Genomic DNA, 20,561 nt, shown 5'->3' on the forward strand with positions numbered 1-20,561 from the left:
TCAACTTGTTATTTCTCTATTATACCTTATTTTTTCCCTCGTGCTAAAAGTCCAGCCGCTCCAATATAACCAGCCCGATTCCCCAGTTGGGCCAAGACGATTTCCACTCCTTGCCGCGCATTGCGTTGCGTGCGTTTGGCATAGGCTTCCCGCAGTGGCTGGATGAGCGCATCCCCGGCGTGGGACACCCCGCCGCCAATGATGAAACGGGCAGGATTCAACAGCACAGACAAGGTTGACATCGCTTGCGCCAACGCATCAATGGCTTTCTCCTTCACATGGAGCGCCACCTCGTCTTGCGCCGCGGCCGCAGCGAAGATCTCTTTGGTGTTGATTGATGGAACGTCGGCCAACACGGTTTTTCTACCCGAGGCAATCGCTTCTTTGGCCAGGCGCACCATCCCCGTGGCAGAAGAGATGGTCTCCAAGCAACCCCGCATGCCACAATTGCAGGGATGGCCTTGGGGATCAATGGTCATATGCCCCACTTCACCGGCGAAACCATACTGCCCGTGAATCAATTGGCCATCGAAGATCAAGCCGCCCCCCACGCCCGTGCCCAAGGTGATGCAAACCACGTCATCCACGCCCACGCCTGCGCCGCACCAAGCTTCACCCAGCGCCGCCACATTGGCATCATTATCAATTTTCACCGGGATTCCCCATGCCTCTTCCAAACGGGCGCGAATCGGCACTTCGTCATTCCAACCGAGGTTGGTCATATGTTTTACGACACCATTCTTAATATCCAAAAAACCGGGCAAGCCAACACCCACTCCCGCCACATCTTCCCAACGGGTTTCCGTCGCTTCCGCCAGCTCGCGTGCATGGGAAATGATTCGACCAATGACGCTATCCGCCCCTTCTTCGGCAAGCGTTGGTTTTTCCATTTCCATCAATGTTTTTCCCTTATGATCGACCATTCCTAGTTTCATACTTGTTCCGCCCAGGTCTATTCCAATCCAACGTTTCCCCATTGCACTCACACCTCTATTGAATGAAAATAATATATATTTACATAAATTAAAACCATGTTATGCTAGAATTAGTTCCCGAATGTTGAATCCGTTTACATCTCTTAACGTTAAGAATAACATAAAATGCCCGGGGTTGCACCAACCTGGATTTCCCCAGGCATGAAAAAAGCCACTGACCTCGCCCAAGTCAGTAGCTCGCTGTGGTTGATCCCTACCACTTATATTAAAAGGGGGCCTTTTGCTCTTTTATTTTATCGCATAACCATGTGCCTACCATGTTCATTTATTTAATGATTGGTTAAATTTTTTCCGTACTCACATGTTCTTGCAGAAACGCTTCGATTTGGTCTTTGGTTTTGGCAAATCGGCTTGGCAACCGTCCGATTTCTTTTCCGTTCTCAAACACGACAAAAGTCGGAATTCCTTTAACCCCGTATTGCTCCGCAACCGTACGAGCTTCATCCACATCGATTTCCGCAAAGACAAACTGGTCGGCAAACTTTTGCGCCAGCTCGGGCATATCCGGAGCGACACGCTTGCAATCCACACACCAATCCGCACTGAATTCGACCACTTTTTTCCCTTCGGTAATAAAATCCGCAAAGCTATCTTGATTTATCTTTTGCATCCCTTATTCCTCCTTAAGTAAAGCAACGCTTCGCCGTCGGACCAAGCAACTTGACATATCGTGAAACGGAAGATAAAGAGATTTGATATTTCTCGGCCACTTCTTTTTGTGTAAGCTGGACACCCAAATGCTTGGCCACCAAATACTCCAACGCGGCCGCCCATCCCTCAATCTTGCGCACCTGTTGCAGTTGCTCGGCAAGCTCTTCCTTCACCAAGACCCACAATCGCTCGGCCGCTCGCTTCATCTCAGGGGTCGGCTCTGTCATATGGTCCAAGCAACAAATCAAGATTTGCTCGCCATTCTCCGGTGATGGAGACAAGTCCACGCCCAATTGCAACAAAATCCCCTGCGCCAATTCTTTCAGTTCCGGCTCCAGTCCTTCTTGCCGAATAAACTGTTGCAACAACCGGGCGACTTCATCATCAGCGATCCAAGCGAGCAGTTTCAACACCTGGCGTTTGGTTTCCAAATCGCCGCGGCTGAGAGCCCAGAAGAAGGAGGAGCGAATCAGCGGATTGCCTTTCCATTGCTCCAACAACTCCTGGTCAGACGCCAAGTCTTGCAAACGCAAATACTGTTCCTCAAACGGAAGCTGATAATGGTAATGGAGCTTGGGCAACGGCTCCTCTTGGGCAAGCTCTTTGGCGTTGATGAGATAGAAGACGGGCACTTCTGCCTCCGGGTCTATTTTGGCCGCACGGCGCCAATATCCCAAGGCGCGCTCCGGAAATCCGGAGTTCCAAGCCGCGACAGCCGCATAATGGTAGAGGCTGACCGTCTGGGAATCGTCATACTTCACCAAGCGGGAAAACAATTCATAAGCAACCACATGTTCCCCCAAGATCCCCAGCGTGGTCGCCAATTTGCAAGCATGTTCTTGGTTCAGGGGAATCAGCTTCTTCAGCATGCCGATGATCTGATTGCTCTTCTTCACTTCCCCCATGTGATAGGACAACACGGCCAAATTGCATAGGGCGTGCAGATTGTTCGGATCAATTTCAAGCACGTCGGTGATGCAGGACATCGCCCGTTCCATATCACCGACATAGTAGTAAGCGAGGGCCAGGTTGTTGCGGGCCGCCAAGAATTCCGGATACTCTTCCATCATCGCTTCCAACATCTGAATCGCCTGCAAAAAGCGGCCTTGCTCCAGATGGTGACGAGCCTCTTCATGTTGTTGAACATGAAGAGGCTGATGAGGAGGCAATGGTTCGCGGGGAGGTCGTCCCAATTCTTGCGCCAACATCACCAACATCTCTTCGGCTTCCTCCGCAAACTCACCTTCGGGGTCTTGTTGCAGGTACTCCAACAGGTAATCCTCCGCCAACTCCAAATCGCCCATGTTGGCTGCATTATTCGCCATATAGAACAGGCATTCATATAAGTCAGGCGCCACTTGGTCAATCACTTGCTCCAACACTTCATTTGACTCTTCAAAGCGTCCCAACTCAGATAAGATCCCTGCTAAATTACAGTGGTTAATCGGATTGTCCGGTTCTTTCTCCATCGCCAAGCGGAAATACTTCACCGCTTTGTCGTAACGATGGCGATCCAATGACCGAACCGCCCGCTCGAAAAAGAAACCTGCGTCCATCTTCAAACGAACGACTTTTTTATTTATGCCAACTTGTGTTTTTTTCATATCTTCCCTCCAACCAGCACTTTTACCAAGCTGGTGGTCTGGCACTTGAGCCAGTATATCACAATTTTGCGCGAAAGACCTGCACGGATCAGGCAATATTTTGGGTTCTTAAACCATTATAACCCAAGTCGGCCGCAAATACGACGAAAACGTTTCCCCGTTCGCGGGAAACGAAAGAAAGCCGATGCTTAGACCGACCTATGACCTCATTTCCTCTTTGATCACTTTAATGACATTATCAGCATTTTCCGCTTTGTATCCTTTGATCCGCCCCACCTGCTCCCACACTCTCATCCCCACATACTCCCCGTCGTCAAACCATTGCCCCAACAGATTCAACGTGTAAGGGGTGTACAAAGAGTCGCGGAAAATCACCCGCAAGTAAAAGCCGCTTTTGTCAGTTAATCCATAATCTTTGATCATCAAGACCAAATCGGTGAGCGAGATTTTGCAAATGAGAAAGTTGCCTGGCGGCAAGGATTGAGGAATGTCACTTTCAATGAAAGACTGCGGCAACGGCATGCGAATAGAACCATGTTCATTTTCGTAAATGATTAAGCTATGTACATTCATGACATAGATGGAGATCGGTTTCTGATTGACCGCCCGCACAACCAGATACTCCTTATCCTCTTCGATCAAGGTCCAGACCAACTCCAGTGAAGGTCTTATCGCTTCACGCGCCTCTCTGGTTTGCTTCAACGCCACCCAAACAGCAGCCACGGTGGCAATCGCTCCTGCCCATTGCCCAATCGCTCCCCACATATTCCAATTGAGGTACCACGGCTCCAATCGCTCCGCCCCCCTACATTTCATCTTCACATTATAAAAAAAACATTTTTCATAAAATTATTTTATCATAACCAACCTCTCCCTTCGCCCTTTGCCACACTCTGTTCACATAATGTCTGCCGTTTCGCGCACATATCCGTGTGAAGACGGCCAAATAACCCCTCCCCCAAGGTGCGGATAAAAAAACAAAGCGATGGCTATATCTTTCAAGGGAGGCGATTCTCACCCGGCAGCATCAGAAGGAGGGCAACATGAAAAACGCTGTCCCATGCAGGCAGAACCCCGCTTGGGACAGCGAAATGAGCGGCAACGAGGCCGCTTGTTCACAGGGCGTAGCTCACTTGGCGTGGCGCCCTCGCAACTCTTCCAACACCGCGCTGAGCGGCAATTCTTTTTCACGCAACAAGACGAGCAGGTGATAAAGCAAGTCGGCAACTTCATATCGCAATTCCGCATGCCCTTCATTTTTGGCGGCGATGATCACTTCCGCCGTCTCCTCGCCAACTTTTTTCAGGATTTTATCGATTCCTTTATCAAACAAATAAGTTGTATAAGAACCTTCCGGCCGTTCCAGATGGCGTTCCGCAATCAGCGCTTCCAACTGGCTGAGAATGGAAGCGGGCCGCTGTTCGCCCGCTTCATGTTCACGAAAACAACTGACGCTGCCCAAATGACATGCGGGCCCATTAGGCACCACTTGCACCAACACCGCATCCTTGTCGCAATCCGCAGTGAGCGCCACCACCTTTTGCGTATGGCCGGAGGTGGCGCCTTTGTGCCAAAGCTCTTGCCGCGACCGGCTAAAAAACCATGTTTCCCCCGATTCGATCGTCCTTGTCAGCGATTCCCGGTTCATATAAGCCAAGGTGAGGACCCGCTTCGTATGCCAATCCTGCACAATCGCCGGAATCAATCCATCGGCGCCAAACTTCAACTCTTCCGGAGCAAAGGCTACTAACACCGCACCTCCACCCCCCTTTCCGAAAGCACTCGCTTCACTTCGCCAATGGAAATTTCTTGGAAATGGAAGATGGAGGCGGCCAGCGCCGCAGCCGCTTTCGTTTCCAAGAAAACATCCACAAAGTGCCCAGCTTCACCCGCGCCGCCGGAAGCGATCACAGGAACGTTGACTGCGGTGGTTACTTGATCCAACAGCGGCAAATCAAATCCGTTTTTATGCCCGTCCCGGTCCATGCTCGTTAGCAGAATTTCACCCGCTCCTCGTTCCACCGCCTCTTTGGCCCAATCCAATGCGCGGATGTCCGTTTTTTTGCGCCCGCCGTGCGTATACACGTACCAATCCTTTGACTCTTGATCGTATTTCGCATCAATCGCCACGACAATGCACTGGCTGCCGAACCGGCGCGCTCCTTCATCAATCAATTCAGGTCGCAAGACAGCCGCCGTATTGACGGACACTTTATCCGCCCCGGCACGCAATAACGCCGTCATCTCCTCCACGCTTCCGATGCCGCCCCCGACGGTGAACGGGATGGTCAGTTCCGCCGCCGCCCGTTCAACCACGTGCACCATCGTCTTGCGGCCTTCGACCGACGCCGAAATGTCGAGAAACACCAGCTCGTCCGCTTGCTCCCGATCATACTGCGCGGCCAGTTCAACCGGATCCCCCGCATCGCGCAACTGGACAAAGGAAACCCCTTTGACTACCCGACCATCTTTGACATCCAGACAAGGAATGATCCGCTTCGTTACCATCTTCGTTTATCCTCCTTGTGTCCGACTGAGCGCTTCTTCCAATCGAATCGCCCCTGTATAGATCGCCTTTCCAATGATAGCTCCGGCGATCCCTTCCCCTTGATAGCCAGCCAACTCATCAAGCTCGGCCAGCGAGCTGACTCCGCCGGAAGCGATCACCGCTTTGCCTGTCGCCCGGGCCAAGTCGCGCACCGCTCTTATATTGGTTCCTGTCAGCATGCCATCCCGTTCAATATCGGTAAAGATAAACGTCTCTGCTCCATGTTCCGCCATCTCTTGCGCCAATTCCGCCGCGGTCACCGTCTGTGTCCGCAACCAACCATGCGTTGCGATCATGCCGCCACGCGCATCCAACCCGATGGCCAGCTTGGAACCGACTCGCTTGAGGGCCGCTTTGACAAACGCGGGTTGCTCAATCGCCGCCGACCCGATCACAACCCGAGCGGCCCCCGCATTGAGCAGCCGTTCCAGACTGGTTTCATCACGCACGCCGCCCCCCACCTGAATGGGAACGGGGGATTCCTTGATCAGCTCACAAATCAACGGAAAGTTGGTCATCTCGCCCGTACGGGCCGCATCGAGATCGACCACGTGCACCCACTCGGCGCCGGCGCCCACAAAGCGCCTCAGGACATCTAGCGGTTGATTCCCATAGACCGTTTCTTGACCATAGTCTCCCTGAATCAAACGGACGCATTTCCCTCCCCGGATATCGATGGCAGGGTATAAGGTAAAGGCCATTTATCATCTCACCTCTTGTTTTGCGATGTTGGCAAATTGGTCCAATAACTTCAGCCCGAGCGAACCGCTTTTCTCCGGGTGGAATTGCATCCCATAAATGTGGTTGCGGTTGATGATTGCCGTGACGGGCTGATAATAATCGGTGGTGGCAATCACATCTTCCGTATTGGCCGCTTTGACGTGAAAGGAATGCACAAAGTAAACATAGCCTTCTTCCAGCTTGTGAAAGAGGGGATGGGGAAACTGAAACGATAACCAGTTCCACCCCATATGGGGAATCGGATAATCCCCTTCAAATTTGACCACATGGCCCGGCAAAAGGTTTAAGCCTTGATGAAACCCGTGTTCGTCACTGCTGGTGAACAAGAGCTGCATACCCAAGCAAATCCCGAGTAAGGGCTTGCCTTGTGACGCCGCCGCTTTGATCGTCCCGACGAGATTGCGTTCTTCCAGTTCACGCATCGCATCGCCAAAAGCGCCGACACCCGGCAAAATCAATCCCGACGCATAGCTGATTTCTTCCGGGTCGGCCGTGATGATGCTGGTATGGCCCAACCGCTCCAACGCTTTGGATACGCTATGCAAGTTTCCCATCCCATAATCAATGATGGCAATCATCATAAGACCCCTTTCGTCGATGGTACCCCTTGGACGCGCGGATCATGAAGTGTCGCCTCATCCAATGCCCGGCCACACGCCTTGAAGCAAGCTTCAATCATATGATGCGTATTCATGCCGTAATGCACAATCACATGCAAGGTCATCCGCGCTTCCAATGCCAGTTTCCAGAAAAACTCGTGTACCAATTCCGTATCAAATTCGCCGACTCGCGCCTGCGGAAACTGCCCCCGGAATTCAAAGTGCGGACGGTTGGACAAATCCAGCACCACTTGTGCCAGCGCTTCATCCATTGGCACGTACGCCTGGCCGTAGCGCTTAATCCCCCGCTTGTCCCCAATCGCTTCCCTGATGGCTTGCCCCAAGCAAATGCCAATGTCTTCCACCGTATGGTGAGCATCGATTTCCAAGTCCCCACGCGCCTTCACTTCCAAATCCATTTGCCCGTGTTTGGCGAATAAGGTCAACATATGCTCCAAAAACGGTACGCCGGTATCCAAGTCAACTTTTCCCCGGCCATCCATGTTGCAAGTCAGCACAATGTCCGTTTCCGCCGTTTTCCGTTTGATTGTCGCCACTCGCGCCTGCTGTTCAATCATCCGCACAAGCCTCCTCCCGGTCTAATCGCACTTGAATCGCCGCCGCATGCGCTCCCAACCCCTCTGATTCAGCCAATGTGATCACCTTTGGCCCATCGCGCAAAAACGCTTCTTTGCTGTAATAAATCAAGCTGGATTTTTTGACGAAGTGATCCACCCCAAGCGGGGAAAAGAAGCGCGCCGTGCCCGCCGTCGGCAACACATGATTGGGTCCCGCCACATAATCGCCGATCGGTTCGGAGCTGTAGGCGCCAAGGAAAATGGCTCCTGCATGCCGGATATGGCCCAAGAGTTGCCACGGATCAGCCACCATCAGTTCCAGATGTTCGGGAGCTAACCGATTGCTCACCTCCGCCGCTTCCCGCAAATGGTCAACCACAGTGATCGCCCCATATTGCGCCAATGCGGCCCGGGCGATCTCGCGCCGTTCCAAGCGCCCGCACTGGCGCTCCACCTCCGCCTGCACCTCCCTCGCCAAATCGGCTGATGTGGTGATCAGGATGGATGATGAATCATCCCCATGCTCCGCCTGGGATAACAGATCGGCCGCCACAAATGCGGGATCGGCCGTTTCATCCGCAATCACGACGATTTCACTTGGACCGGCAATGCTGTCAATATCCACTTCGCCAAACACCAACTGTTTGGCCAAAGCGACAAAGCGGTTGCCAGGACCCACGATTTTATCCACCTTGGGGACGGACTCCGTGCCATAAGCCAACGCGGCTACCGCTTGAGCGCCGCCCACTTTCACTATCTTATTCACCCCAGCGACAAGAGCCGCCACTAAGGTGGGGGCCGGAACCGAACCATCGGCTCGCGGCGGAGTCACCATGACCACTTCCTCTACCCCGGCAACTACGGCCGGGATGACATTCATCAGGACCGTGGATGGATAAACCGCCCGTCCGCCGGGAACATAGACACCAACGCGCTCAAGGGGTTGAACCCGTTGCCCCAAAATAGTGCCATCCGCTTCTTCGCTAATCCATGATTGGGTGCGCTGTTTTTCATGGTAACGGCGAATGCGTTCCGCCGCTTGACGGAGCGCTTCCAGCAACTTCGGATCAACTTCCCGCTCTGCTTGCGCAAGCTCTGCCTCACTCACCAGAAGGGCAGAAAGCTCAGCTCGGTCAAATTGCTTCGTCAGCGCCAACAACGCTTGATCCCGCTCTTCTTTCACACGCGCGATAATACCGCGTACCGTCTCCATCTCCTCACTACTGAATCCCACTCGTTCACGTTTTCGCACAAGGGTTTCTTTCCCCACAATGTCAATCACACGGACACTCCCCTTTCCACCGCCTGCCGCAACTGTTCAGTTAAGGACTGAATGCTATTCCGCTTCAGGCGATAGCTTACCTGGTTGGCAATCAGCCGTGCCGTCACCGTTGTAATCTGCTCCAGCTCCACCAGCCCATTCTCCGCCAGCGTCCTTCCCGTCGATACAATATCCACAATGCGCTCGGCCAAGCCCGTCAGCGGGGCCAACTCGACCGAACCGTTGAGGAAGATGACTTCCACCTGTTGCCCCCGCTCTTTAAAGTAGCGCTCGGCAATCCGGGGATATTTCGTGGCCACACGCGGATAGAGCGCAGGCTCAACACCGGGCTTGCCCGCCACGGACAAGCGGCACGGACTGATTTTCAAGTCAAGGAGTTCGTACACCTCCCGGCCCGCCTCCAGCAGGACATCCTTGCCCACGATCCCCACATCGGCCACCCCATACTCCACATAGGTGGGTACATCCATCGGTTTAGCCAGAAAAAAGGTAAAGCCTTGTTCCGGCAAGGTGAAAACAAGCTTGCGTGAAGATGTGAACAGATCATGGGAAAAAGGATAGCCCGCTTTCGCAAACAAGGGCATCAACTCTTCCAACACGCGCCCTTTAGGTAGAGCAACTGTCAACACGCCGCACTTCCCCTTTCTCATCCAACATCAGGATTCGTTCCGTTTTCATCCGCATCTGTTCCACATCGTTCTCACTCCGCCATAACTGCATAATCACCCGGTTTCCCTGATTGCGCATCTCTTCTGCCAACATGACGGCCCGGCGCATCGCCACGGGAGGATACAAAATCCCCACACGCTCCACTTCCGCCACTTTTAGTTTGCCACTGATCATCAAGCGATCCATCATAATGGCAAATCCGGTGGCTGGAATCGGATCGGCGAACCTTTCGTACAACCGGTCGTACCGTCCGCCGCTGAACAGGGGGAATGCTTGCCCGATCCCCATCCCCTCAAAATAGATGCCGGTATAGTAACCCAGTCTGCCGACCAAACATGGGTCAAACGCCAAATACTCGCCAAAGCCGTAAGCTTCCAAACAAGCGCAGCACGCTTCGAGGTAAGCGATCGCTTGCAAAACCGCTTCACTTCGGGTCATCTCCGTCAAGGCCTTCATGCCCGCCGGCCCCTTATCCAGTTGGAGCAGGAAAAGAATCTCCCGCTGTGCCTGACTTGGGATCGGGCTCTTCCATACCGCTTCTTGAAACCCGACCAAATCCCGCTCACCCAACTTTTCCTTCAATTGCCTTAATACGAGATCATCAGAAATACGCTCACGCAAAAATCCATCCAACAGCGCCGTATGGCCAAACGTCAATTGGAAATCTTCCACTTCACAGGCCCGCAAACAGTCCAAAGCCAACGCCATCACCTCCGCGTCAGCTGCGGGACCCTCCGATCCGACCAGTTCCACCCCGGATTGGAACCATTCCGCTTGCCGGCCCGCTTCGACCTCTTGCGCCCGAAATACGCGGGAATGGTAACACAACCGCAGAGGCAGTGGCTCATCCCTGAGCAAGCTTGTTACCATCCGCGCGATGGGGGCAGTCTGGTCGGGACTGAGCACCAAGGCGTTGCCTTCCCGATCCAAACACTTGAACATCCGCGATTCCGCAATCGCGCTCGCCCGACCCACGGTTTCAAAAAACTCCAGCGTTGGCGTGCATACTTCTTCATATCCCCAAGCGGAAAAGCGTGCGTGCACCCGTTCTTCAAACCGGCGTTTCCGCATGGCCAACGCAGGTGGCAAATCACGGAATCCCATTGGTTTTTCAAACACTCGTGGTTTTTCCATCGACTTCTCCTTCGCTCGCTTTAGTTTATTATCACATTAACTAACTAAAGTATCTTGGGTTATTATAACATGTAGAAGAGGACCTGACCATCGTTTTTTATCCCATTTTTTTCAACCAATCCGCCAGTTTTTCCAACGCTTTTCGCCGATAGGAATAGTGGAGGCGCTCCGGTTGGGGCATGGCTTGCAACACCCGTGTATCGCCTTCGGGAATAAAGATGGGGTCAAAGGGAATTCCCGGTTCAGGCGTCATCCGATCGTCAATCTGCTCACTGATTCGGCCATGCGTCTTTCCGGTGAACGTTGCCACCCGCCCCCGCCAAGCCACCGCCACCGCGCCTTCAAACCAAGCTTCCCGCACTTCCCCTTCCAAGAGTTTGCGAATTCCCTTATAACCGATACGATCAAAGATGCGTTTGGTCAGCACCCCCGGGAACCGATCATACGCGGCAAAATAGATGCCCGCATCATCGACCATCACCGTGTCATATCCTTGTTCCATCGCTTGTTCCAACTTGATCTTCGCCACTTCCCCCACCGTTCCCGCATCAGGCTCGTATAAAGGAAGGGGCAGGTTTTCCACTTCGATCCCCAGTGGGGTTAACACGTCGCTTGCTTCTTTTAATTTGGCTTTGTTCTGTGTTGCGAATAAAATTTTCAAAACTTTTCCCTCCAGGCACTTACTTATAAAGGATCCTTGTTAAGATTTGATTAATTGATATTCTATATCAACCCAACCGCACTAGATAGGGTACAATTCAGGTGAATGGGCCAACCCTTTGGCCTTTTTTCGCACAAACATTTCCCCTGGCTGCATGATTATTCATCGCCCGATCGAATCCGACCCGCAGCGGCAGCCTTCATCCGGCCCATAAACTTTCACGCTTGTTTATGGAGCCGGATTGATTGAGTTTATCTATTGGAACCCATTTTCCGCGATGCGCAAACCCTTTGCACAGGAGGGATTTTCCGCGTTGAAACGTTTTCAAAAATTGGACAACCTCATGAAATCTATTTGACAGTTTACACTTTTCACCCACAAATATATACTGGATGATAAAATAAAATTATACATATTTACTCAGGACTTATTTCCGTCATTTTAATCTACTTCTCCAACAACGAAAGAGGGGTCCCATCATGTATAAAACCGTCGGTTTATACAAGCGAATGGATAATGAAGAAGAGTTTTATGATTACTACACCAACGTGGTTGTTCCCCAGTTGCTCAATATCCCTGGCGTCTTGAAAGTGGAAGTGACCCGGTTGCATTCAACCCAAATCAGCGGCGATGACACTTATTTCTTGATGGGCGAAACATATTTTGCCAACTATGAAGCTTTCCAACGCGTCTTATCCAGCCCTGAAGGCCAAGCAGCGATAACAGCCATGTTAAATAAGGCGGAGGATTTTATGACCGCCTATGTCGGTCAAGAAGAATCTTTCAAAACCAATATTTTCACCACCCCGCATTACATCGGATAACACTGACGCCGGCTACATGGATAGCCGGCTTTCTTTTTGGGGGAAAATTGCTATAATGGTGTGTTGGTTAGTGAAAACTCGTCCTATTGCTGCGGATATCGGAAAGGAAGTTATCGGTATGATCTACGCTACTCTTCGCCGGATGCTATTTAACATGGACCCCGAAGCGGCCCATGAAATGACGATCAAAGGCTTGCAGCTGTTGCAAACCCTGCCTCCCCTCAGCCGACTGTACCAGAAAAGCATGGCGGTCGTTGATCCCCGTCTCCAAACGACCCATCTCGGCTTAACCTTCCCCAATCCGGTCGGACTGGCTGCCGGTTTTGACAAACATGCCACCGTCTACCCAGGCCTCGCCGCACTTGGCTTTGGATTTGTCGAAGTGGGCACCCTCACCCCCCGGCCACAAAGCGGCAATCCCAAACCCCGCCTGTTTCGCCTTCCGGAAGATGAAGCCGTCATCAATCGCATGGGCTTTAACAACCATGGGATGGAACAAGCCAAACACGCATTTGATGCCTTGCCGCGCCCCGCTATCCCCATCGGCATCAATTTGGGCAAAAATAAAGACACCCCCAACGAAGAGGCGGCCCTTGATTACCAAAAAGGGTTGGAAACCCTCTATGCTTATGGCGACTACTTTGTGATCAATATCAGCTCCCCAAACACTGTGGGCTTGCGTGACCTGCAACAGGCGGCCGCACTGAAAGAACTGTTGACCGCCGTGCTCGGCAAACGGGATCAACTGGCCGCAGCACAAGGAATGACCCGACCCGTGCTATTGAAGGTCGCCCCTGATCTGACAAGGGAACAAGTGGAGGACATCATCATTGCCGCACTTGAACTCGGCATCGATGGGATCATCGCGACCAACACCACGTTGGCCCGCGACGGACTCACCTCCAGCCGCCAAGTGGAAACGGGCGGTCTCAGCGGTCGTCCGCTCACGGCACGCTCCACTGAGTTCATTCACCATGTCTACCAATTGACCAAAGGGCGGGTACCCATTATCGGGGTGGGGGGCGTTTTCAACGGGCAAGATGCCTTCGATAAAATCAAAGCGGGAGCCAATCTGGTGCAAGTCTATACGGGAATGATTTATCGCGGTCCCTCCATCGCAAAATGGATCAACCAAGAACTGCTGCGGTTGCTGGAACAAGAACAGTTGAGCAGCATAGAGGAAGCCGTTGGCTTGGCGCACCGGTGATTAATAAAGTTGCGGAATACAGTCCTTCTAACCTCGCTAATCGCTCGCTAAGAAGGACTAGTAAGCGGAGCCCCTGAGGACTCCGCTTTACCATTCTAAGCGCAAAGGCTCCGCCGTCTGCACCGTACTGATCATCTTTTTGAATATCAAAAACTGACTGCCTTCCACCTCGATCGATACCGTAAATTTGTCAAACCGGCGAATTTGCCCTTGATACTGGAACCCATTGATCAAAAATAGGGTCACTGCCATCTGATTGTCTAGCAACTCTTGCAAAAAGAGATCCTGCACATTGTTCATGGACTCACCTCATTTTCGCTTCCGGCCTCTCTTTCTTTCCCATTTCCCTCTTTTTTACCCAAATTCCTTCTCTTCTCTCTCTTTTAAGTCATTTTCCCCATTTTCATGTAAAAAGCGGTCTCCCACCCAGAAACGAGCATGTATCATTCCCTTTATCGCACTGCCGTTCATATACATAATATCATCCGTGGTCTTGCAACATCAGGAGGGATCACTATGACTAAAAAGATCATCCTCGGTTTCTCCCTGCTCTGTCTCTTGGACTCACTCATCCTGCCAGTGCCACTTCTCTTCGCTCATGCCCCCGCTTCCCTGGAATCCCCTTCACTGTACCCAGCCTTTATGCAGGCCTCGCGGGGCGAATATGAAGGGGTGGAAGACCCTTGCGCCGAAACGACCCCCGATTACCCCCGGGCCCATTGGATTCCCGCCGCCAACTCCAATTACACCGAAGCCGACCGAGAACGGGATGGGAATAAGATCCAGTATATTATCATTCATACGACCCAAGGCTCTTACAACGGGACAATCAATTGGTTCCAAAACTCCTCCGCCAAAGTCAGCTCCCACTATATCGTGCGCTCCCGTGACGGTGAGATCACCCAAATGGTTCAGAACAAGGACATCGCTTGGCACGCGGGAAATAGGGACTACAATGTGCATTCGATCGGGATTGAGCATGAAGGGTATGTCAGTGACCCAGATTGGTATACTGATGCCATGTACCGCGCGTCCGCCAAGTTAACGCGTTGGCTGTGCGATCGGTATGGCATCCCCAAAACGCGCAAGCATATTATCGGCCACGATCAAGTTCCCAGCTCCGACCATACCGACCCCGGCAAACATTGGGATTGGAAAACCTATATGCGCCTCGTCAATCAGGAATCCGAGATCACCATGATCGCCAATGAACCCCCAGGGCGGGTGGCAAGCAGTGGCCATTGCAAAAGCAACTAAATCAAAGCGACTATGGGTTTGCAAAGCCGATAACGGTCAGTGACAGTTTGGCATCAAGCCGATTCCAGTGAATGGCGGCATGGCTTTCCCTCGGCACCTTTTCCCCAAGGCCGGCGACGCGCCTGTCGTCGGCGTTTCTCGTTGGACAAGCGGCGCGGGATATGTGATTGCCGATGGCGTAAAATCGTGCGTGGGTACCAATCGCAAGCTAGAAAGAACACGTTGCTCTTGGCTTTTTCTGTTCGGCGCCAAATTCCTGCTTGATAATCGAACATATATTCGTATATGATCAAAATCAAAGGACGGTGAGAACAACCATGAGTGCAATCCATTTTCATCGGTGGTATGAATACCATCGGACCCTGTCCGCCTTTTCCGAGCCGGTTAAACAGACTGCTAAAGTACACCCATCATACCACCCTCCCCTCATCGACGAGGAACAGCGCGAGTATATGGGTTTCCTGTTAGAAGAAGCGCATGAATTGGAACGGCCGGTACTGGTCACATACGCGGGGCGCTTTTCGCCCTTGCAGTTTTACGGGCGCATCGTAAAAGTCCAGCCTTACGAAGGGTGGTTTGTCATCGCCAACGGGGAATGGAAAAAGCGGATCGCCCATCCCCAATTGATCGATGTCGATTGGCTGTAACGGCGGAGAAGCCCCTGATAGCGGTTAGGCTACCGGGGCTTCTCCACATTAAGCCGTTTTTCCTTTTCTGCCACTCAACCGGTCTTGCAGGCGTACAAACAATTGATATACAATCGGCACGATAAACAGGGTCAACAACGTGGACGAGAGAAGCCCGCCAATCACCACAACCGCCAACCCTTGCGACAACAAGGTTCCTTCGCCATAGCCCAAACCAAGCGGCAAGAGGGCGAATACCGTCGCAAGCGCGGTCATCAAGATCGGTCTCAAACGCGTCTCCCCCGCTTCCAGCAAGGCCTCCCGCGTACTCAAACCTTCTTTCCGCTTTTGCATGACGCGATCGATCAAGACGATGGCGTTGGTCACCACGATCCCGATCAGCATCAAGGCCCCGATCATCGCCGAGACACTGATCGGCTGACCGGCCACATAGAGGCCGACCAAACCGCCGATCACCGCAAATGGCAGGGAGAAGAGGATGGTGAATGGCGCCGTCGCTTCGCCAAAGGCGATCAGCATGACGAGGTAGACGGCAAAGACGGCCACAATCATCGCAATTCCCAACTGGGCGAAGCTTTTATTCATCTCTTCGGTATCGCCGCCCACTTTGGCGGTGACGCCCGATGGCATCTTCATCTTGGAGAGAATGGCCAAGATTTCACGGGAAACGGCTCCCGTATCTTTGACGGTCACATCCCCCGAGACGGATGCGTATAGATGGGTATCTTCTTTTTGGATGCTGACCGGCCCTTTACCCTGCTTAATGGTGGCAATCTCATCCAGGCGGACCAGATCTCCCGTTTGCGACAGGATCTCCACTTTTTTCAATCGATCAATCGAATGGAGCCCATCTTCTTCCAAACCCAACTTCACTTCTTGCGATTCGTTGCCTTGTTCAATCTCCATCACTTTGTCCGCTTGAAGCAAACCGCGCACCGACATCGCCACTTGTTGGGCCATTAACCCTTTTTTCGCCGCTTTGGCGTCATCCACATGGATGGTGACAATATCCTTTTGCGCGCTTAAGTTATTGGACACGTTGGTTAAGCCGTGGACCGTTTTCAACTTCTCGGTCAGCTCATCCGTCACTTTTTTGATGTCTTCCAGCTTTTGGCCGCGAATGCTTATACTGATCGCGCTGTTGGAAACGCCCATGCTGCTCATTTCGGCCACATTGATTTCCGCCTTGTTTTCTTCCGCGATCGGCTTCACTTGGTTGCGCACATCCGCCAAGAGTGTGTCCATTTCGGTGTTCTCAGCCAAAGACACGAACATTGACGCACGGTTGGAGCTGCCTATGCTGCCATCGTTACCCAATTGGCCAGCCAGGTTGCCTACCGAGGTGGAAATGATCTTCACTTCTTTATGCTTGCGAAGCAACGCTTCAATTTGGTTGCTTACCTTATCCGTTTGCCGCAAATCCGTTCCCGATGGCAATTCCACCGTCACGCGCATCGTCTTTTCCTTCTCCGCCGGCAAGAACGTTGTGCCCACCAGGGGAATCAAGAACAGGCTGGCGATCAGCATCACGGTGGAGAGGCCCATCACGATCGCCTTATGGTCCAAAGCCCAAGCAAGCGACTTCCGATACAACCGGGCCAATCGGCTCTCCGAACGCTCTTGGCGCATCGGGGTGCCTTTGAGCAGCATCAGTTTGGCCAGCACCGGGACGATGGTGACCGCCACCACCAACGAACACAACAGCGAAAAGGCCACGGTTAAGGCAAAGGGATAAAAGACTTCACCGACTATCCCGGTCACAAATCCGAGCGGGATAAACACGGCCACTGTCGTCAATGTTGACGAGGTGATGGCGGCAGCCACTTCTTTGGTGGCCAGCTGTATGAGGTTGACGCTACGGTCAGGGTTTTGCATCAGATGGCGGTGGATATTTTCAATCACGACGATGCTGTCATCCACAACCCGGCCAATGGCCACAGCCAGTCCACCCAAGGTCATGATATTGAGCGTGATATCCGCTTGTTGCAGCAAGATCAAGGTCGCCAAGATCGAGACGGGAATCGACACGATGGAGATCAAGGTCATGCGGAATTCGCGCAAGAAGATCAAGATGATGGCCGACGCGAACAAGGCTCCCAACAATCCTTCCCGCACCATCGAGTGGATGGACGCTTTAACCCCTTTGGATTGGTCATACATCGTGGTGATCTTCAGCTCCGGATGGGATTTTTTCAGTTGCGCCAGTTTGGCGTTGATCCCATCCGCCACGTCCACGATGTTGGCGTCTTGATCTTTGATCACATCAATGTTAACCGACGGTTTGCCATTGGTGCGGGTAATCAAGGAGTGGTCTTCCGCCGACTCGGTAATCGAGGCAATGTCGGACAACTTCACCGTCTTGATCTCCGCTTCCTCCATCTTCGGCTTGCCCGTTGCCCCAGCGGCAGTCTTGCCTTTCGGCATCTTCATGCTCGGCATGTCGCCGCCGGCCAATTTCCCGCCGGATGGGGCTTTCGCTTTGGACAGTTGGGCGGAAAGCTGGTTTAACGCATTTTTGATCCCATTGATGGCACCGTACAAATTTCCCACTTTCTGCATGTCTGGCTCAGGCTTGCTCATCTCTTCATTCAGCGCAATCTGCAAGCCGATCAACTTGGCCACCAAGTCAGCTTGTGTCGCTTGCGCCTTGGATAATCCGGCGACACCTTGGCCAATGCCATTGACGGCTTGGCCGATTCCGTTGACCGCTTGCCCCAGGCCTCCGACGGCTTGGCCGAGCGCGCCCATCTGTTGCCCCATCGTCTGAAAGCCTTGTCCGATCTGGTCAAACGCTTGTTGCATTCCTTCCATCTGGTTGGGTGGCACGGTAAGCTCATAGTTGCGCAAATCATCCACGCTGGTGATTTTTTGGTCGATCCGCACCGGCATGTCGACTTGACCTGTGCTCAAATCCCCCAACGGCAGGGACATGTTTGCGCTTTGCAATGCTTGTTGCACCGATTGGGCAGACAGGTTATATATTTTTAATTTATCTGGTTTGAGGCGGATATAGACCGCTTTGGGCCCTTCCCCCTTCACCTGGATCTCTCCCACCCCGTTCACCCCGTCAAGGGCGGGTTTCACCTCATCGTTGATCAAACGCTCCAGCTCAGCAGTCGATTTGCTCTCGCTCGTGACGGATAAGCTGACCAGCGGCGTGCTGTTGAAGCCAAAGCGATTGAAAGTGGTCTCCATCGCGTCTTCCGGCAATGGCACCTTGCTGATGAGGTCTTCCATCTCCTGCTGCGCCTTATCCAAGTCTGCATCAAAATCAAATTGGGCGACAATGACCGAGGTGTTGTCAGCGGTGACGGAAGTCAGCTTTTGCATTCCTTCCACTCCTTGCACCGCCTTTTCGATCGGCTCAGTCACCTTCTTTGATATATCCTCCGGTGAAGCGCCCGGATATGGCGTAATCGCCACCACAACCGGGAAATTAATGTCCGGCATCGATTCCATCTTCAGTTGGGTCGCTGTATAGAGCCCCCCTCCGGAAATGAGGAGCACCAATATCAAGATGGCTGCAACATTTCGGACAGAGAAACGTGTCAACCAGTTCACCAAGATCCCCCTTTGCATGAATCGTCCATGTTATCATTCAACCATGCTGTTTGCACACGATTGAAGATGGTTGAAACAATGAATTCCTTCCCTTTTCAAATCACCCCAATATTACCGAACAGTATATAATGAGTCAATTTCCGATTTGTGAATATTCATTGAGGATATGGGCGTCGGCGACACATTTCGTCACAGGAAGAAACCTGGTCAATGCACTTGTTCCAGAACGGAGAATCGCCTTTGTCCCTCACTTTAAAAGTGGTCAATCCCTATTGTCCGCCATCTATTGGCGATTCACTCCTTTTTGTTTTTATCCTGCGCCGGGTTGGAACCCTTATCCCCTGGAAACAGGGGGTTCCTTCCACCGCTTCGTTCCCATGTGGGCCGACCCCACCGTGGATGCAAAAAAAAGGTACCTGATGCCATGATCAGATACCTTTCGATTCCAACTTGCGTTCCCGCACCACCCGCGCCGGATTGCCCGCCACCAACGCATAAGGGGGCACATCTTTGGTCACCACCGAACCCGCCCCCACCATCGCATGATCACCAATGGTCACTCCGGGCAAAATAGTCGTGTTGGCGCCAATCATCACATGATCGCCAATCACCACTTCACCCAGCCGGTATTCATCGATTAAATACTCGTGCGTCAAGATGGTCGTGTTATAACCGATGATGGTGTTTTTGCCGATCCGAATCTTTTCCGGATACAGCAAATCCAGCATGACCATGAAAGCCACGGCCGTCTTTTCCCCGATTTCCATCCGCAAACAGGTGCGGTATAACCATCGCTTCATCGATAAAAAAGGCAGATAACGGGCGATCAGGATAACTACCGTATTCCAAAACACTTTTGCGAACGGGATGGTTTGATAGAGTTGCCACAATGCGTTGCTTCCCTGTACGGGAAAGCGATCCGTTTTTCTCATCGTCCGTCATCCCCCGGTTGATTCAATCTCCACAATGTCTAGCAATTGGCGCATATCTTCGAGGAAATGCTCGGGCTCATACTGTTTCAACTCATCCGCATGCAAGCTCCAACCGACTCCCACCGCGGCCACGTGCGCTTTTTTCGCCGCCATGAGATCATAACGACTGTCACCCACCATTAACGCCTGCTCCGTTGTTGCTCCCAACTTTTCCAAAGCGAGAATGATCATGTCCGGTTCAGGCTTGCCCCGCTCCACATCGTCCACGGTGACGACGGCAGACATCAATGAATCGAGTCCAAACAACTTCAATCCCATGTCCACAACCAAGCGCCGCTTGTTGGATACCACCGCCAAGACGACACCGGCTTCGTGCAAACGGGTCAACACTTCCCGCACATGGGGAAATTCCTTCACCAGCTCATCATGCTTCGTCTCATTGTAGGTATGGTAAGTTTTCACCATTGCCTCCGCTTGCGTCGCATCAAACCGACGCATCTGGTCAAATAAAGGCTCCCCCATGCAAGCCAAGACATCCTGCTCCGTGTATTTTCCCGGGCAATGGGATTCCAGAGTGTGCATAAAAGAAGAGAGAATCAATTCATTGGTATCAATCAATGTTCCATCCAAATCAAACAATACAACCGAGTACTTCACTTTGTCACCTCATT

Annotated in this window: 21 protein-coding genes; 4 read left to right on the forward strand and 17 right to left on the reverse strand. The window is 52.4% G+C overall.

Annotation, left to right across the window (positions count from 1 at the left end):
* Positions 1–26: 26 nt before the first annotated feature.
* From ACFQNG_RS01955 to ACFQNG_RS02015, 13 genes are all read right to left on the reverse strand, one after another.
* Positions 27–977, reverse strand: a complete 951-nt coding sequence (locus ACFQNG_RS01955; protein ID WP_379863129.1) for an ROK family protein — start codon at positions 975–977, stop codon at positions 27–29.
* 298 nt (positions 978–1,275) lie between these two features.
* The gene (locus tag ACFQNG_RS01960) at positions 1,276–1,605 is read right to left on the reverse strand and encodes a thioredoxin family protein (RefSeq protein ID WP_379863130.1); all 330 of its coding nucleotides are present in this window, start codon (positions 1,603–1,605) and stop codon (positions 1,276–1,278) included.
* Positions 1,606–1,618: 13 nt separating this feature from the next.
* Complete coding sequence (locus ACFQNG_RS01965; RefSeq protein ID WP_379863131.1) at positions 1,619–3,250, reverse strand: tetratricopeptide repeat protein; 1,632 nt, start codon at positions 3,248–3,250, stop codon at positions 1,619–1,621.
* Between the two features lie 198 nt (positions 3,251–3,448).
* Entirely contained in the window at positions 3,449–4,042 is a 594-nt protein-coding gene (locus ACFQNG_RS01970) for a hypothetical protein (protein ID WP_379863132.1), read from the reverse strand.
* A 337-nt stretch (positions 4,043–4,379) separates the two neighbouring features.
* The gene (gene hisIE / locus ACFQNG_RS01975) at positions 4,380–5,003 is read right to left on the reverse strand and encodes a bifunctional phosphoribosyl-AMP cyclohydrolase/phosphoribosyl-ATP diphosphatase HisIE (protein ID WP_379863133.1); all 624 of its coding nucleotides are present in this window, start codon (positions 5,001–5,003) and stop codon (positions 4,380–4,382) included.
* Entirely contained in the window at positions 4,997–5,758 is a 762-nt protein-coding gene (gene hisF / locus ACFQNG_RS01980; protein ID WP_379863134.1) for an imidazole glycerol phosphate synthase subunit HisF, read from the reverse strand. The genes hisIE and hisF overlap by 7 nt, the downstream gene beginning before the upstream one ends.
* Positions 5,759–5,764: 6 nt before the next feature.
* Positions 5,765–6,499: a 1-(5-phosphoribosyl)-5-[(5-phosphoribosylamino)methylideneamino]imidazole-4-carboxamide isomerase gene (hisA, locus tag ACFQNG_RS01985; protein WP_379863135.1), complete on the reverse strand. Its 735-nt coding sequence runs from the start codon at positions 6,497–6,499 to the stop codon at positions 5,765–5,767.
* A gap of 3 nt (positions 6,500–6,502) precedes the next feature.
* Positions 6,503–7,117 carry an imidazole glycerol phosphate synthase subunit HisH gene (hisH, locus tag ACFQNG_RS01990; protein WP_379863136.1) on the reverse strand — a complete coding sequence of 205 codons (615 nt, stop codon included), beginning with the start codon at positions 7,115–7,117 and terminating at the stop codon, positions 6,503–6,505.
* On the reverse strand, positions 7,117–7,716 hold the full coding sequence (gene hisB, locus ACFQNG_RS01995; RefSeq protein ID WP_379863138.1) for an imidazoleglycerol-phosphate dehydratase HisB: 600 nt from the start codon (positions 7,714–7,716) through the stop codon (positions 7,117–7,119). The genes hisH and hisB overlap by 1 nt, the downstream gene beginning before the upstream one ends.
* On the reverse strand, positions 7,709–8,995 hold the full coding sequence (hisD, locus tag ACFQNG_RS02000; protein ID WP_379863465.1) for a histidinol dehydrogenase: 1,287 nt from the start codon (positions 8,993–8,995) through the stop codon (positions 7,709–7,711). Before hisD ends, hisB begins: the two co-directional genes overlap by 8 nt.
* Positions 8,995–9,648, reverse strand: coding sequence for an ATP phosphoribosyltransferase (hisG, locus tag ACFQNG_RS02005; protein WP_379863139.1), 654 nt, complete (start codon positions 9,646–9,648; stop codon positions 8,995–8,997). Before hisG ends, hisD begins: the two co-directional genes overlap by 1 nt.
* On the reverse strand, positions 9,605–10,801 hold the full coding sequence (gene hisZ, locus ACFQNG_RS02010; protein WP_379863140.1) for an ATP phosphoribosyltransferase regulatory subunit: 1,197 nt from the start codon (positions 10,799–10,801) through the stop codon (positions 9,605–9,607). The genes hisG and hisZ overlap by 44 nt, the downstream gene beginning before the upstream one ends.
* Positions 10,802–10,898: 97 nt before the next feature.
* On the reverse strand, positions 10,899–11,462 hold the full coding sequence (locus ACFQNG_RS02015; RefSeq protein ID WP_379863142.1) for a non-canonical purine NTP pyrophosphatase: 564 nt from the start codon (positions 11,460–11,462) through the stop codon (positions 10,899–10,901).
* Between the two features lie 479 nt (positions 11,463–11,941).
* Between ACFQNG_RS02015 and ACFQNG_RS02020 the strand changes: the two genes are divergently transcribed.
* Both ACFQNG_RS02020 and ACFQNG_RS02025 read left to right on the forward strand, forming a co-directional pair.
* The gene (locus ACFQNG_RS02020; RefSeq protein WP_379863143.1) at positions 11,942–12,286 is read left to right on the forward strand and encodes an EthD family reductase; all 345 of its coding nucleotides are present in this window, start codon (positions 11,942–11,944) and stop codon (positions 12,284–12,286) included.
* A 121-nt stretch (positions 12,287–12,407) separates the two neighbouring features.
* The gene (locus tag ACFQNG_RS02025; protein WP_379863466.1) at positions 12,408–13,493 is read left to right on the forward strand and encodes a quinone-dependent dihydroorotate dehydrogenase; all 1,086 of its coding nucleotides are present in this window, start codon (positions 12,408–12,410) and stop codon (positions 13,491–13,493) included.
* A gap of 87 nt (positions 13,494–13,580) precedes the next feature.
* Here ACFQNG_RS02025 and hfq read toward each other — a convergent pair whose 3' ends face one another.
* Positions 13,581–13,793 carry an RNA chaperone Hfq gene (gene hfq / locus ACFQNG_RS02030; RefSeq protein WP_379863144.1) on the reverse strand — a complete coding sequence of 71 codons (213 nt, stop codon included), beginning with the start codon at positions 13,791–13,793 and terminating at the stop codon, positions 13,581–13,583.
* Positions 13,794–14,009: 216 nt separating this feature from the next.
* On the opposite strand from hfq, the gene ACFQNG_RS02035 reads away from it, so the two are divergent.
* The gene (locus tag ACFQNG_RS02035; RefSeq protein WP_379863145.1) at positions 14,010–14,750 is read left to right on the forward strand and encodes an N-acetylmuramoyl-L-alanine amidase; all 741 of its coding nucleotides are present in this window, start codon (positions 14,010–14,012) and stop codon (positions 14,748–14,750) included.
* A gap of 317 nt (positions 14,751–15,067) precedes the next feature.
* A complete protein-coding gene (locus tag ACFQNG_RS02040; RefSeq protein WP_379863146.1) occupies positions 15,068–15,397 on the forward strand; it encodes a YolD-like family protein in 330 nt (109 codons plus the stop codon).
* A gap of 48 nt (positions 15,398–15,445) precedes the next feature.
* Here ACFQNG_RS02040 and ACFQNG_RS02045 read toward each other — a convergent pair whose 3' ends face one another.
* From ACFQNG_RS02045 to ppaX, 3 genes are all read right to left on the reverse strand, one after another.
* The gene (locus ACFQNG_RS02045) at positions 15,446–18,958 is read right to left on the reverse strand and encodes an efflux RND transporter permease subunit (protein ID WP_379863147.1); all 3,513 of its coding nucleotides are present in this window, start codon (positions 18,956–18,958) and stop codon (positions 15,446–15,448) included.
* A gap of 428 nt (positions 18,959–19,386) precedes the next feature.
* The gene (locus tag ACFQNG_RS02050; RefSeq protein WP_379863148.1) at positions 19,387–19,890 is read right to left on the reverse strand and encodes an acyltransferase; all 504 of its coding nucleotides are present in this window, start codon (positions 19,888–19,890) and stop codon (positions 19,387–19,389) included.
* A 6-nt stretch (positions 19,891–19,896) separates the two neighbouring features.
* On the reverse strand, positions 19,897–20,547 hold the full coding sequence (ppaX, locus tag ACFQNG_RS02055; protein WP_379863149.1) for a pyrophosphatase PpaX: 651 nt from the start codon (positions 20,545–20,547) through the stop codon (positions 19,897–19,899).
* Positions 20,548–20,561: the final 14 nt, after the last annotated feature.

Source organism: Laceyella putida (assembly GCF_042665195.1).
Lineage (GTDB): Bacteria > Bacillota > Bacilli > Thermoactinomycetales > Thermoactinomycetaceae > Laceyella > Laceyella putida.